The 13,929-nt window shown below is 66.6% G+C and carries 15 protein-coding genes and 1 pseudogene; 10 read left to right on the top strand and 6 right to left on the bottom strand.

Going from position 1 to position 13,929, the window contains the following annotated elements; all coding sequences use genetic code 11:
• Position 1: 1 nt before the first annotated feature.
• Positions 2–565, bottom strand: coding sequence for a DNA-3-methyladenine glycosylase I (locus tag ISF28_RS26620; RefSeq protein WP_198120203.1), 564 nt, complete (start codon positions 563–565; stop codon positions 2–4).
• Positions 566–633: 68 nt separating this feature from the next.
• Between ISF28_RS26620 and ISF28_RS26615 the strand changes: the two genes are divergently transcribed.
• From ISF28_RS26615 to ISF28_RS26600, 4 genes are all read left to right on the top strand, one after another.
• A complete protein-coding gene (locus tag ISF28_RS26615; RefSeq protein ID WP_198120202.1) occupies positions 634–1,659 on the top strand; it encodes a serine/threonine-protein kinase in 1,026 nt (341 codons plus the stop codon).
• A gap of 18 nt (positions 1,660–1,677) precedes the next feature.
• On the top strand, positions 1,678–2,841 hold the full coding sequence (locus ISF28_RS26610; protein WP_198120201.1) for a GAF domain-containing protein: 1,164 nt from the start codon (positions 1,678–1,680) through the stop codon (positions 2,839–2,841).
• Positions 2,842–2,916: 75 nt separating this feature from the next.
• Positions 2,917–3,741, top strand: coding sequence for a PP2C family protein-serine/threonine phosphatase (locus tag ISF28_RS26605; protein ID WP_198120200.1), 825 nt, complete (start codon positions 2,917–2,919; stop codon positions 3,739–3,741).
• A 140-nt stretch (positions 3,742–3,881) separates the two neighbouring features.
• Positions 3,882–5,066, top strand: a complete 1,185-nt coding sequence (locus tag ISF28_RS26600) for a PEP-CTERM sorting domain-containing protein (RefSeq protein ID WP_198120199.1) — start codon at positions 3,882–3,884, stop codon at positions 5,064–5,066.
• A 7-nt stretch (positions 5,067–5,073) separates the two neighbouring features.
• On the opposite strand, the pseudogene ISF28_RS26595 reads toward ISF28_RS26600, so the two are convergent.
• A pseudogene (locus ISF28_RS26595) lies at positions 5,074–5,175 on the bottom strand (NAD(+)--rifampin ADP-ribosyltransferase); the annotation flags it as partial.
• A gap of 89 nt (positions 5,176–5,264) precedes the next feature.
• Here ISF28_RS26595 and ISF28_RS26590 point away from each other — a divergent pair.
• Positions 5,265–5,924 (top strand): glutathione S-transferase family protein, encoded by a 660-nt coding sequence (locus tag ISF28_RS26590; RefSeq protein WP_198120198.1) that lies wholly within the window; start codon positions 5,265–5,267, stop codon positions 5,922–5,924.
• Between the two features lie 9 nt (positions 5,925–5,933).
• On the opposite strand, the gene ISF28_RS26585 is transcribed toward ISF28_RS26590, so the two are convergent.
• Positions 5,934–7,847: a glycoside hydrolase family 2 protein gene (locus ISF28_RS26585; RefSeq protein ID WP_198120197.1), complete on the bottom strand. Its 1,914-nt coding sequence runs from the start codon at positions 7,845–7,847 to the stop codon at positions 5,934–5,936.
• A gap of 181 nt (positions 7,848–8,028) precedes the next feature.
• Here ISF28_RS26585 and ISF28_RS26580 point away from each other — a divergent pair, with 181 nt between their 5' ends.
• Entirely contained in the window at positions 8,029–9,753 is a 1,725-nt protein-coding gene (locus tag ISF28_RS26580) for a PAS domain-containing sensor histidine kinase (protein WP_198120196.1), read from the top strand.
• Between the two features lie 58 nt (positions 9,754–9,811).
• Positions 9,812–10,114, top strand: a complete 303-nt coding sequence (locus ISF28_RS26575; RefSeq protein WP_198120195.1) for a YciI family protein — start codon at positions 9,812–9,814, stop codon at positions 10,112–10,114.
• Positions 10,115–10,139: 25 nt separating this feature from the next.
• Here the strand turns inward: ISF28_RS26575 and ISF28_RS26570 are convergent, their stop codons facing one another.
• Positions 10,140–11,603, bottom strand: coding sequence for an FAD-binding oxidoreductase (locus tag ISF28_RS26570; RefSeq protein WP_198120194.1), 1,464 nt, complete (start codon positions 11,601–11,603; stop codon positions 10,140–10,142).
• Positions 11,604–12,071: 468 nt separating this feature from the next.
• Between ISF28_RS26570 and ISF28_RS26565 the strand changes: the two genes are divergently transcribed.
• From ISF28_RS26565 to ISF28_RS31320, 3 genes are read left to right on the top strand one after another with little or no spacing between them, the layout of a single operon-like run.
• Positions 12,072–12,884, top strand: a complete 813-nt coding sequence (locus tag ISF28_RS26565; protein ID WP_198120193.1) for a PAS domain-containing protein — start codon at positions 12,072–12,074, stop codon at positions 12,882–12,884.
• A 6-nt stretch (positions 12,885–12,890) separates the two neighbouring features.
• The gene (locus ISF28_RS31325; RefSeq protein WP_370663503.1) at positions 12,891–13,217 is read left to right on the top strand and encodes an ATP-binding protein; all 327 of its coding nucleotides are present in this window, start codon (positions 12,891–12,893) and stop codon (positions 13,215–13,217) included.
• Positions 13,187–13,270, top strand: a complete 84-nt coding sequence (locus ISF28_RS31320) for a hypothetical protein (protein WP_370663502.1) — start codon at positions 13,187–13,189, stop codon at positions 13,268–13,270. Before ISF28_RS31325 ends, ISF28_RS31320 begins: the two co-directional genes overlap by 31 nt.
• A gap of 47 nt (positions 13,271–13,317) precedes the next feature.
• Here the strand turns inward: ISF28_RS31320 and ISF28_RS26555 are convergent, their stop codons facing one another.
• Positions 13,318–13,629 (bottom strand): DUF1330 domain-containing protein, encoded by a 312-nt coding sequence (locus tag ISF28_RS26555; RefSeq protein ID WP_198120191.1) that lies wholly within the window; start codon positions 13,627–13,629, stop codon positions 13,318–13,320.
• On the bottom strand, positions 13,630–13,917 hold the full coding sequence (locus tag ISF28_RS26550; protein WP_198120190.1) for a DUF1330 domain-containing protein: 288 nt from the start codon (positions 13,915–13,917) through the stop codon (positions 13,630–13,632).
• Positions 13,918–13,929: the final 12 nt, after the last annotated feature.

The raw sequence follows: 13,929 nt of genomic DNA, 5'->3' as shown, positions 1-13,929 counted from the left end.
ATCACCTCCGGCGGCGGCACAGGCAGGCGGGGTCGTGATCGTCCACCATGCCGATGCCCTGCATGTAGGCATACACGATGGTCGATCCGACGAACTTGAAGCCGCGCCTGGACAAGTCTTTCGAGATGCGGTCGGACAGTTCCGTGCGGGCCGGCCGGCCGCCCGCCTGCCAGTCGTTGACGATGGGCGCGCCGTCGACGAAGTCCCACAGGTAGTCGTTCAACGTCAGGCCCTGCTCGCGCAGGCGCAGATAGGCCCTGGCGTTGTTGATGGCGGCCGCGACCTTCAGGCGGTTGCGCACGATGCCCGGATCGGCCAGCAGTGCCGCCACCTTGGCGTCGTCGTAGCGCGCGATTTTTTCCGCGTCCCAGCCGTCGAAGGCGAGGCGGTAACTGTCGCGCTTGTTCAAGATCGTTTCCCACGACAGGCCGGCCTGCGCGCCTTCGAGATTGAGCATTTCGAACAGCGTCGTCTCGTCGTGGCACGGCACGCCCCACTCGTGGTCGTGATAGGCGATGTAGCGCGGATTGGCCGGATTGGCCCAGCTGCAACGGATGTCGTTCATACATCAAGTATAAACCCGCGGCGCCGGATTTCATTATCGGCAAGCCAATTTGATTTACACTTGCGGCCATGAACCAACCGACGCAGTTAGGCAGATACCGGATCGTGCGCGTGCTCGGACGCGGCGCCATGGGCGAGGTCTACGAAGGCCTCGATCCGCGCCTGGACCGCAGCGTCGCGATCAAGGTCATCTCCACCGCCTGCGGCGCCGATCCGGAGCTGCGCGCCACCTATTCCGCCCGCTTCATCCGCGAGGCGCAGGCCGTCGCCCGCCTGAATCACCCGCACATCGTCGGCCTGTACGACTTCGGCGAGGAAAACGACGTCGCCTACATGGTGATGGAGCTGGTGCGCGGCGAGGAGCTGGCGGCGTACTTCGACATGACCCAGGACTTCCACCTCGAGTTCACGCTCGAGGATGCCGTGCGCATGACGTGCGAGCTGCTCGACGCGCTCGGCTACGCGCACAGGAACGGCGTGATCCACCGCGACATCAAGCCGGCCAACGTCATGCTGAGCCACGACCTGTCCGTCAAGCTGACGGACTTCGGCGTGGCCCATATGGCCGCGCTGAACGCGGCCGTCCAGGACGCCGACGGCGCCGAGATGGTCGGCACGCCCAGCTTCATGTCGCCCGAACAGATCACGGGCCAGGCCGTCGGCCCGCAGTCGGACATCTTCGCCGTCGGCATCATCCTGTACCAGTTCCTCACCAACGAGCGGCCGTTCCGCGGCGCCGGCATGTTCGCCGTGCAGCAGAAGATCCTGCACGAACAGCCGGTCCCGCCCACGCTGCTCAATCCCCTGCTCGGCCCGGCCTTCGACCGCGTCGTGATGCGCGCGCTCGCCAAGCGCCCGGACCAGAGATATCCCAGCGCCGAGGCGTTCCGCGACGACCTGCGGCGCGCCCTCGACGGCGACGCGCTCGCGCCCTCGCCCTGGCGGCCGCTGGACACGGTCACACCACGCTCGCCGGCCGACGTCGTCCGCCATGCGCAGGACGATGCGGACGCCACCCGCGTGCAGCCGCGCGCGCCGCTGGCGGCAAGCGACGACGCCGACGCCACCCGCCTGGCGCCCTTGACCCGGCCATGAGGCGGCCATGAGGCAAGCATGAACGACGCAACCGTCATGGCCGGCGCGGAGGCGCGCGGCGACTTCTTCCGCCAGCTGCAGCAGCTGACCACTCGCATCCACGCCACGCGCAACGTCGACGAGATCATGCTCGACCTGTCCGAAGGCATCTGCGCGCTGTTCGGCGCGGACCGCCTGACGATCTACACGGTCGGCGAGGACAAGGCCAGCCTCGTTTCCAAGGTCAAGACGGGCATGGCGTCGTTCCGCCAACTGCGCCTGCCGATCTCCGCGCAGAGCGTCGCGGGCTACGCCGCGCTGGCGCGCCGCCTGCTCAACCTGAACGACGTCTACGACGCGGCCGAACTGCAGCGCTACGCGGCCGACCTGCGCTTCCAGCAGGGCGTGGACCGGCGCACGGGCTACCGCACGACGCAGATGCTCGTCGTGCCGATCATGCACGACGGCGAAGTGGTCGGCGTCTTCCAGCTCATCAACAACCTGCGCGGCGGCCCGTTCGACGGCACCGTCGTCGAAGGCGCGCGCTACCTGTGCGACACGCTCGCCATCGCGTTCGCCCAGCGCCGGCAGATCGCTCCGCGCGAACGCACGGGCTTCGTCGGCGCGCTGGGTTCACGGATGCTTTCGCGCGAGCAGGTCGAGCAGGCGGTGGAGCAGGCGCGCGCGCAGGGCCGCGACGTGGAGGACGTGCTGCTCGACGACTTCAAGCTGAAACTGCCCGTCGTCGGGCGCGCGCTGGCCGACCACTTCGCCGTTCCCTACCTCGCCTTCCACCCGGGACGGCGCGTGCCCGCAGCTCTCCTCGACGGCATGGACCGCGCGGCCGCCGAAGTGCGCCAATGGCTGCCGGTGGAACGCAACGAGCACGCGCTCTACGTCGTCTGCATCGACCCGGACAAGGTCAAGGCGGACAACGCCGTGACGGCCCTGTTTCCGCAGGCGCGTCCCGTGTTCTGCGTGACGACGCGGCGCGATTTCGCGGCGCTGCTCGACCAGTATTTCGGCCCGGCGTCCACGTCCGCGCTACCGCCCGCGCGCGCCGACAAGCTGGTCGACACTGTGGCGGCGCTCGTGGCGGGCAGCCATCGCGAAGGCTTGTCCGACCTGCGCATCGAGACGGCACCGGGCGAGCGGCCCGGCGAGATCCGCTTCACGGTCAGCGGCATCCTGAAGCTGCCCTGAAAATCGCCAACTTGCCCGGGGCCCGTGCTAGCATGCAGCCCTCGTATTGTATTGATATCGGAATCCGCGCCGTCGATGAGCACCTGGAAGCAGCTTACCCCGAGCATCTATCACCGCCTCGCGTTCGGCTGCGCGTACGGCATGACCGACGTCGGCCTCGTGCGCCAGTCGAACGAAGACAACTTCCTCATCGACCCGCTGCTGCGCCTGGTGGCCGTGGCGGACGGCATGGGCGGCCATGACGGTGGCGAGATCGCGGCCTGGCTGGCCCTCGAAACCGTGCGCGACGCCCTGGGCGCCGTCGACCCGAAAAAATCCAGCCCGGGCGACGCCCTCGACCCCGACGCGACCTGGCAGGACGAGCACATGCCCGCCATCGTGGCGGTGCACGAAGCCGTCGATGCCGCCAACGCGCGCGTGTACGGCGCCAACGTGCAGAACGGGCTGGGCGAAGGCGGCGGCATGGGCACGACCTTGACGGGCTTCTGGCAAAGCCTGCCGGACGGCCCGCTGGTCATCTTCCACGTCGGCGACAGCCGGCTGTACCGCTACCGCGACGGCGAACTGGCCGTGCTGACGCGCGACCAGACCATGTACCAGCAGGCGCTGGAAGCGGGCGTCTCCGGCGACTTCCCGCCGCGTAACCTGCTGCTGCAGGCGATCGGCCCGACGGCCGCGATCGCGCCCGACGTGAACGCCTGCACGCCGCGCGCCGGCGACCTGTACCTGCTGTGCAGCGACGGCCTGTACGGCAACACGCCCCACGCCGCCATCGAGCAGGTGCTGGCCGGCGCGCACGCGCAGTCGCTGGAACACTGCTGCGCGGACCTCATCGCCCTGGCCAAGACGCACGGCAGCCGCGACAACATCACGGCCGTGCTGGCGCTCGTCGAGCGCTGACACCGCCGGCGGGCGCGCCCGCGCCGGCGTGTCTCTATTTACACAATGCAAATGAAATTTCTCTATAAGAATGTTGATTTGTTATGGGGAAAGATGCTAGTCTGTAGGATCTCTCCTACTCCATCCTTCCCGAGCCGCGCATGGACTACCGTAGCGCCTACAATCGCCGGAGCCGAAAAGGGTCGCGCCTGAAACGACGCGCGGCTGTTTTCGTCCTGGCCGGCGCGGCGGGCTGCGCGGCCCTGTTCGCGCTGGCGCTGCGCGTGGCCGCCCCGCCGGCGCCGGGCGCGCAGGCACACACGGCCGCCGCGACGGCGACGCTGGCGCCGGCCGTGCTGCGTACCGCGGCGCAGGTGGAGGCACAGGACAAGCTGAAAAAGACGCGGCGCGTCTATCCCTATTCGATCGTGCCCGGCGGCCTGGCCGACCGCCAGGAACTCCAGCACGCCATCGTCGCGGACAAGGTCGTGGCGGTGCACTATGCCACATTCGACGCGGCCAGGGCCACCGTCGAGACGGTCCGCAAGGCGCGCGCCGTGTACGTCTCGTACCGCAAGGGCGACAAGGTGTACTGGACGGCGAAGAAACTCCATCTGGCCGAAGGCGAGACGCTGCTGTCCGACGGCCAGAACGAAATCCGCGGACGCTGCGGCAACCGCATTTCCGACACGCCCCGGCAGCCCGTCGAAGCGAAGGGCCCGAGCGAGGAAGAACTCGATGCGTCCGTCGAGGTGGCCCAGGACGGCGACGGCAGCGTCGAACAGGTGGCTCTCCCGGCCGAAGAGAATCCGGCGGGCGGCAGCTACCAGCTCAAGACGTTTGCGACCGGCAACCCCGCCCCGACCGGCGGCACGGCGCAGACGCCCGGCGGCACCTTCCCGGCGATCCCCGGCAGCAGCGGCACCGGCACCATCTGGGGTGGCGGCACGCTGCCCGTCGCCCTGGCCAGCAAGGTGTCGAGCGACACGGTGGGCACCGGCACGTCGGGCACCCCCACGTCGGATCCCGGCAGCCCGGGCACGCCGGACCCGGGCGGCACCAGCACCGGCGGTTCGGGCACCGGCGATCCGGGCACGAGCGGCACGCCCACCGGCGGCACGTCCGGCACGCCGGGCGGCACGCCGCCGACCACCGGCACGAACCCGGCGCCGCTTCCCGCCACGCTGCTGCCGCCGACGACGGACCTGCCCGGCAAGACCAACGATCCGGCCAAGACACCGACGAAACCTGCCAACGTGCCGGAACCGGGCACGCCATGGCTGGGCGCTGTCGGCGTCGTGGCGCTGCTGGCCGCGCGGCGCGCGAAGAAGCGCACGCGGCGCTGAACCGCGTGACGGTCGCCGGCGCGCGTGTGCGGTACGACTGCGTCGGGTTGCCGGGAAAGCGCTTGTTCGTCAGGTTGGGATCGTCCTCGAACGTCCCCGTCGGCTCCATTCTTGATGGGTCATGGTTGCATTGCTCCTCGATGCCGTTGCGCTTGCGGCTCGTGCTATCCTTGAGCCTCCTCCGAAAGCGATTCTGCCATGCCACTCGCACTCTACGGTCACCCCTTCTCGTCGTACACGCAGAAAGTGCTCATCGCGCTGTACGAGAACGACACGCCTTTCGAGTTCCGCTGCCTCGGGCCGGACACGCCGCAGCACGCGCAGGAATGGCTGCGGCGCTGGCCGCTGCGCAAGTTCCCGGTGCTCGTCGACGGGGCGCGCAACGTCGTCGAGACCAGCATCATCATCGAATACCTGCACCTGACGCACCCCGGCCCCGTGCGCCTGCTGCCGGACGATCCCCTGGTGGCGCTCGAAGTGCGCTTCATGGACCGGTTTTTCGACCTGCACGTAATGAACATGGTGCAGCATGCGGTGAATGGCGCGCTGACCGGCGACGCGACCAAACGCGCGGACGGCCTCGCGAAGGCGACGGAAAAACTGGCGCTCGCCTACGACTGGCTGGAGGGTTATCTGGCCGGCCGCACCTGGGCCGCGGGCGCGGACTTCTCGCTGGCCGACTGCGCCGCGGGTCCGGCGCTGTTCTACGCCGACTGGACGCATCCGATCCCGGACCGCTACCCGGTGCTGCGCGCCTACCGCGCGCGCCTGCTCGCGCGGCCGTCGTTCGCCCGCGCGGTGGACGAGGCGCGGCCGTACCGGCCCCTGTTCCCGCTGGGCGCGCCCGATCGCGATTGACGCGCCGCGTCAGCGCGCGGACTTGCCCTCGTAGCGCCGCTGCACGTCGTCGTAATAGCGCTTGAGGGTCCAGAACGCGAGCTTCTTCTTGCCGTCGTCCGAGATCAGGCCCTTGCGGTTCCAGAAGTCCTGGAAGTACGGATGCTGGCGGCGCGGCGAGCGGAAGTCGACGAGCACCCACGGCGTCATCCCGCGCAGTCCCGGGATCGCGGACAGCATCTTGAACTGGTTGCGGTACAGCGCGTCCTGGTACTCCTCGCTCCAGCGCGTGTCGGCGTCGGCGTGGTAGCCGCCCAGCGCCTCCGCGCCGAACTCCGAGATCACGACCGGCTTGTCATAGTGGACGTCGAAGCGGTAATTCAGCATCTCCGCGTTGCTGGCCCAGTACCAGCCGGCGTATTCGTTGAAGCTCGCGAGGTCGAGCGAATCCGCGAGCGGATCCTCCACCGTGATGTCGTTGCCCTTGCGGCGGATTTCCAGCGCCGCCGCGACGAGGCGCGTGTCGTCCAGCGCGCGCGCCGTCTTCGCCAGGTTGCCCATGAACGTGTTGCGCGGCGCGCTGACCGGCGTCTCGTTACCCACCGACCAGATGACGACGCTCGCGCGGTTCTTGTCGCGCGTGACGAGGTCCGTCAGCTGCGCGCTGGCGTTGGCGTAGGTGTCCGGGTTCGTCCACGAGATCGTCCAGTACACGGGCACCTCCGCCCACACCATCAGGCCCATCTCGTCGGCCAGGCGGATCATCTCTTCGCTGTGCGGGTAATGCGCGAGCCGCACGTAGTTGCAGTTCATCTCCTTGGCCCACTGCAGCAGCATGCGCATGTCGCCCGGACCGCGCGGACGGCCCGGGATCAACGGGTTCTCCTCATGCATCGAGATCCCGCGCAGGAACACGGACTTGCCGTTCAAGAGGATGTCCCGGCCGCGCGTCGCGATGGTGCGAAAGCCGATGCGGTCCTCCACCTTGTCGCCGCCGCCCGCCAGCTCCACCGTGTACAGCTTGGGCTGTTCCGGCGACCAGTACGTGAGTTTACCGACGGGGATGTCGAGCACCGCGCGGCCGTTCGCGTCCGTGCGCACGGTGGCCTTGATGCCCGCTTCGGGAATGGACACCGTCACCTGCTGCGCCTTCGCCGCGCCCGCCATCTGGACGAACCCCGCGATGCGGTGCGCGTCGCCTTTCGCCAGCTGCACCTTGTAGTCGGCGATGTACGTGGCGGGCAGTTCGGCCAGCAGCACGTCGCGCGTGATGCCGCCGTAGTTCCACCAATCGGTGTTCACGGTCGGGATCTCGTCCTGGTGCCGCGTGTTGTCCGCCTTGACGACGACGACGTTGCGGCCCTTCGCCAGCTTGTCCGTCACGTCGAACTGGAACGGCGTGAAGCCGCCCTTGTGCATGCCGAGCTTTTTCCCGTTCAGGTAGACGTGCGCCTCGTAGTTGACGGCGCCGAAATACAGCGCGTAGTGCTTGCCCGGCTTGGGATCGGCCTGGAACACCTGGCGCAGCCAGATCGTCCCCTCGTAGAACTGCAGTTTTTCGGCCTGCGAATTCCAGTCGCCCGGCACCTTCATCGTCGGCGCGCGGTCGAAGTCGTACTCGACCCAGTCCGTCTTGTCCTTCGGCTTGCGGTCGTCGTAGAAGCCGCCCTTGCCGCTTTCCGACTGGTCGAAAGGCACGTGGCGGTAGTCGTAATAACCGTTCTCGTACGGATCGATGATGTAGCTCCAGCGCCCGTCCAGGCTCACGTGGCTGCGGCCGTAGATGTTCTGCGTGGGCGCCATCAGGCTGCCGGCCTGCGCCGCCTGCGCTGGCTGGCCGGCCAATTGCACGTCGATCGGGCCGGCGTGGGCGGCGCCGGCAGCGACCCACGTCAAGGCGGAAAAATGCAGCACGGCCGTCAGCCGGGCAAACGGGTTTGTCATGAAGTCTCCTGATAATGGGTAGTTAGCGCTACCGCTGTTATTGCAGGAATGTTATCGCCGTGGCGTGTCTGGAGCAATATTTACAACTGACTTGGGACGGATACGACAGGCAGTGTGGCTATTTGGCGCATCGCGTTGAATTCAGTTGTTCGCATGGGCAGAAGCTGTGAGAATTAATTCCATGTCGAAATTAACGTTCCCAGAAAGCAAATCCGATGCGCTGGCGCTCGCAGCGCTCGCACAAGGATTGCATCGCATCGCGGCAGCCGCCGTCGCGGACAACGTGCGCCAGGAAACGGTGGCCGTTGCGGTGACGCTTTGCGGTGCCGAGCGCGGTGTTTGGCTCGGCGAGGCGGACGCCTGCGCCGGCGGCGCATCGGTCGCGGAGATCGTCGAACACGTGCGCCGCACGCGCGAGGTCGTCTGCACCGGCGGAACGGCTTGTTTCGCCGTCGGCGGCCCGGCCCGCACATCCGGCGTGGTGCTTCTGGAGCACGTGCGGGCGGCCGAATCCGGAGCAGCACTTCCCGACATCCTCGACATCATCGCCACGGCGGCGTCGGCCGCACTGGCGAACGCAACCCTGCGTGAACAAACCCGGCGTGCCCGCGACATGCGCGACAAGTCGGCCGCGGACCTGGCCTTCGAACAGACCCTGCTGCGCACCCTTGTCGACAATATTCCATTCCGTGTCTACGCCAAGGACCGCGACAGCAGATTCTTATTCGGTAACAATCGCATGGCCCGCCTGGCCGGCGTCGAGGCGCCCCCGCAATTGATCGGCAAGACCGACTACGATTTCTTTCCGGCCGAATTGGCGGCCAAATATTTTGCCGACGAAAAGCAGGTGATGGATTCGGGCCAGTCCCTGTTCGATTACGAGGAATTGGTCGAGGACCAGGATACGGGCGAACTGGGTTGGACCGTGACGACCAAAGTCCTGTTGCGCGATGAAGACGGTTCGGTGAACGGCATCGTCGGCATCGGTTACGACGTCACCCAGCGCAAGCAGATGGAGGCGCGCCTGCGCGAGCGCACCCAGGCCCTGGAAGAGGCCAATGCGAGGCTGGAGACCGAAAAAGCACACCAACAAATCCTGATTCGCAAACTGAGCGACATGCAGGGCCAATTGCTGCAATCCGAAAAAATGGCGTCGATCGGCCTGCTGGCCGCGGGCGTCGCCCACGAGATCAACAATCCGCTCGCATTCATCAGCTCGAATTTCGGCGCGCTCGAACGCGACGCCAAGGATATCCTGCGGCTCATCAGCGCTTTCGAAGGCGTCGAAGGACTGTTGCCGGGCGACGCCCGCGCGCCGGTCGCCTTCATGAAGCAGGACATCGGGCTGGACGACATCCGCCAGGACCTCGATGCCCTGTTCAGCGAATCGCGGGAAGGCCTGCAGCGGGTGAAACACATCGTGCAGAACCTGAAGGATTTCTCCAGGCCGGGCGGCACCACGAAAGAAATGGCCGACCTCGAACAGGGATTGAACAGCACCCTGAACGTCGCCTGGAACGAAATCAAGTACAAGGCGGACGTCGTCAAGGAATACGCCGGCGTTCCGGAACTGTATTGCCTGCCGTCGCAGATCAACCAGGTCTTCCTGAACCTGCTCATCAACGCGGCCCACGCGATCGAAGACAGGGGCCGGATCGTGGTGCGCACCGGATACGACGACAAGGCCGTCTGGGTCGAGATCGAAGACAACGGCAGCGGCATCGCGCCCGAGCATCTCGACCACATTTTCGAACCGTTCTTCACCACCAAGCCGATCGGCAAGGGCACCGGGCTCGGTTTGTCGATCGTGTACGGCATCGTGCAGAGCCACAATGGCACGATCGACGTGAAGAGCACCGTCGGCAAGGGGACGGTGTTCAGGGTGACGTTGCCGCGGGCGGCGTAACATGTACCGATAACGCCGGCGCTGCGCTACACTTGAGTTCCCAAAAAAAGGGGACTCCATGAACGAATACATCTTATTCATGCACGACGACGTCGCCGACGCCGCCATCGCCACCGACGAACAGCGGTGGACGCAATACATGTCGGCCCTGCGCGCCTCCGGCCAGTTCGACGGCGGCAGCGCGATCGGCAAGGGAATGGTGTTCAGGAAGGACCGTGCCGGCCAGGCCGCGACGACGACCGTGTCCGGCTATCTCCGCGTGCGCGCCGAGAACGCGGAAGCGGCGCAGCGATTCCTGGTCGGGAATCCGAACTACGACGCGGGCGGCACGGTGGAGATCCGGGAACTGCCGCGCACCTGACCCCGCAACGCGGCGGCGAGTCGTCTCAGTCGCCAGTATCCGCGGGCGCCCAGCTGCGCCGCGGCGCGTCCTCCCCGGCCACGCCCCACAACACCTTGCCGGGGTTGAGGATGTGCTGCGGATCGAATACTCGCTTGATGGCGCGCATCAGTTCGACGGCGGGCAGTCCGGCTTCCTGCACCAGGAAATCCATCTTGTGCATGCCGATGCCATGCTCGCCCGAACACGTGCCGTCGAGGCGGATCGCGCGCGCCACCAGCTGGGCGTTGAGCCGCTCGGCGCGTTCGCGCTGTTCCGGCTCGTGCGGATCGATCAGGTAGCCGAAATGGAAGTTGCCGTCGCCGACATGCCCGACCAGGAAATACGGCATGCCCATCTCGTCGGCCTCGCGCACCGACTCGAGCAGGCATTCCGCGAGGCGGCTGATCGGCACGCAGGTATCGGTGCTGATCGCGCGGCAGCCGGGCATCGAGGCGATGGCCGCGAAATACGCGTGATGGCGCGCCGTCCAGAGCCGCGTGCGCGCCTCGGCATCGGTCGCCCAGGCGAAGGCCGCGCCGCCGTGTTCCGCGGTCAGGGCCTCGACCGATTCCGCCTGTTCGCGCACGGACGCCGGCGTGCCGTGGAATTCCATCAGGAGCATCGGTTCTTCGCGCAGATCCAGCTTGGAATACCGGTTCACCATCCGCACGGCATTCACGTCGAGCAGCTCCATGCGCGCGATCGGGATGCCGGATTGGACGACGTCGATCGCGGCGCCGACGGCGTCGGCGATACCCGGAAACGAGCACACGGCCGCCGACTGCGCTTCCGGCAGCGGATGCAGGCGCACCACGATCTCGGTGAACACGCCGAGCGTGCCTTCGCTGCCCACCATCAGCCGGGTCAGGTCGTAGCCCGCGCTGCTCTTGCGCGCACGCGTTCCCGTATGAACGATCTCGCCGGCGGCCGTGACCACCTGCAGGGCGAGCACGTTCTCGCGCATCGTGCCGTAGCGCACGGCGTTGGTGCCGCTGGCGCGCGTGGCGCACATGCCGCCGATCGACGCGTCCGCGCCCGGATCGACGGGGAAGAACAACCCCGTGCCCTTGAGCGCCTGGTTCAGCTGCATCCTCGTCACCCCCGGCTGCACGGTCGCCGTCATGTCCGCCGTATCGATGGCGAGCACGCTGTTCATGCGGCTCACGTCGAGGCTGATGCCGCCCCGCGCCGCCAGCAGGTGGCCTTCCAGCGACGACCCCGCGCCGAACGGGATCACGGGCACCGCGTACCGGCCGGCCAACGCGAGCAGCGCCTGGACGTCAGCGACGCTCTCGGCGAACACCACCGCGTCCGGCGGATTCACGTCCACGAACGACGATTCGTCGCGCCCGTGCTGGTCGCGCACCGCGGCGGCGGTCGAGAAACGGGGGCCGAAGCGGGCTTGCAGTTCGGCCAGCACCGGTGCCGGCAGGCCCTGCCCCGCGTCCGATGTCATGCGGTCATTCATTCAAAACTCCTTGTCGATTGATGCGTTCCAGCGGATAGCCTCTCATGTTTTCACAAAAAGCGGAAATTCTGTTAACGACGCCCGCGCGCCCGGTTCGTGGACGAGTGTGGTGAATTTGCGGATGACGTCGAATTCCGTTGTTCGCGTGGGCAGAAGCTTCAAGAATTAACTTGTCATGTAGAAACAAAATTCCCAAAGAGACAACTCACAAGGGCTGGCGCTGGACGTGCTCGCGCAAGGATTGCGCCGCATCTCCGCATGCGCGAGCATGGAGGCAGTGCGGCAGTAGACGGTGGCCGTCGCGATGACGCTGTGCGATGCCGGCAGCGGCTACTGACTCACCGCCGATGACGCGCGGGGCCTCGACGCCGCGGTCGCGGACATCGTCGGGCACGTGCCCCGCACGCGCGGAGTCGTCTGCACGGACGACACGGCCTGTTTCGCCATCGGCGGCCAGGCGGCGTGGTCGTGCTGGACAACGTACAGGCGGCCGAATCCGCAGCCGCCATGCTCGACATCCTCGCCATGTCGGTGTCGGCCGCGTTGGAGAATGCGGCGCTGCGCAGGGAAATCCGGACCGACGGCGACGCACACGACGCATCGGCGGCGGACTTCGCCTTCGAGCGGAAACTGCTGCGCACCCTCGTCGACAACATTCCATTTCGCACCGACGCCAAGGACCGCGCCAGCCAATTCCTGTTCGGTAACAACCGGATGGCCCGCCTGGCCGGAGCCGGCACACCGGCGCAACTGATCGGCAAGACCGACTACGATTTCTTTCCGGCCGAACTGGCGGCGAAAGACTTTGCCGACGAAAAGCAGGTCACGGGTTCGGGCCAGTCGCTGTTCGATTACGAAGAACTGGTGGAAGACCAGGATACGGGCGAACTGGGCTGGACCGTGACGTCGAAGGTGCTGCTGCGCGATGACGACGGCACGGTCAACGGCATCGTCGGCATCGGCTACGACGTCACGCAGCGCAAGCGGCTGGAAGAGCGTCTGCGCGAACGCACGCAGGCCCTGGAGCTTGCGAATGCCAGGCTGGAAGCGGAGAAGGACTGCTGCCGGGCGATGCGCGCACCGGTCACGTTCATGAAGCAGGACATCGGACTGGACGACATCCGCATGGACCTCGACGCCCTGTTCAGCGAATCCCGCGAAGGCCTGCAACGCGTCAAGCACATCGTGCAGAACCTGAAGGATTTCTCGAGACCGGGCGGCACGACGAAGGAAATGACCGATCTCGAACAGGGCCTGGGCAGCACGCTGAACGTCGCCTGAAACGAAATCAAGTACAAGGCGGACGTCGTCAAGGAATATGCCGGCGTTCCGGCGCTCCATTGCCTGCCCTCACAGGTCAACCATATCTTCCTGAACCTGCTGATCAACGCGGCCCACGCCATCGCCGGCAAGGGCACGATCATCGTGCGCACCGGGTACGACGACAAGGCCGCCTGGGTCGAGATCGAAGACAACGGCAGCGGCATCGCGCCCGAGCATCTCGATCACATTTTCGCCCCCTTTTTACGACCAAGCCGATCGGCAAGGGGACTGGGCTGGGCCTGTCGATCACGTATGGGATCGTGCAGGGCCATCGGGGCACGATCGATGTGAAGAGTGTCGTGGGACGGGGGACGCCGTTCAGGGTGACGTTGCCGCGGGCTTGAGAAAGCCCGTTCGGCACGCCCCTGGTTTGCGGATCGTCTCCGACCGATTACCCGACGACGGGTGGCGCACCGTCGTAGCCTTCGACGATCAGCAAGTCGGCCGTCGAATATGGCAGACGCCTGGCCATCACGTCCGCGTACTCGCCCGATTCGTAACACGCCAGGGCCGTCGCGTAGTCGTCGAACTCGATGACGACCGTGCGCGCCCGGCTTGCGCCCTCCTTGACCACATGTTGCCCGCCGCGCACGACGAAGCGCGCACCGTACTTGGCGAAGACGTCGGCGTTGGCGCGAATATAGTCCTTGTATCCCTCGGGATCGGCGACGTCGACGTGACCGATCCAGTATCCCTTCGCCATTTACACGCCCTCCACCAGTGCCAGGTCGGCGACGGCAATACCGATGCGATGCCGCATCGCCGCCTGGTATTCCGGCGAAAAATAATAATGACGCGCCAGTTCGTAGGACTCGAATTCGAGCACCACGTTCCGCGGCCGTCCTTCGCCCTCGAGCGTTTCGCAACGTCCGCCGCGCACCAGCACCTTGCACCCGTGATGGGCGATCGCCGCGCCGGCGGCGGCGACGTAACGTTCGAAACGCTCGGGATCGGTGACGCTGAGGCGTCCGATGATATAAGCCCGTGCCATCAATTCTCCTGT

Source organism: Massilia rhizosphaerae, assembly GCF_016093545.1.
GTDB classification, from domain to species: domain Bacteria; phylum Pseudomonadota; class Gammaproteobacteria; order Burkholderiales; family Burkholderiaceae_D; genus Telluria; species Telluria rhizosphaerae.
The sequence above is the reverse complement of the archived record's forward strand: the minus strand, read 5'-3'. Positions and strand labels throughout refer to the sequence as shown.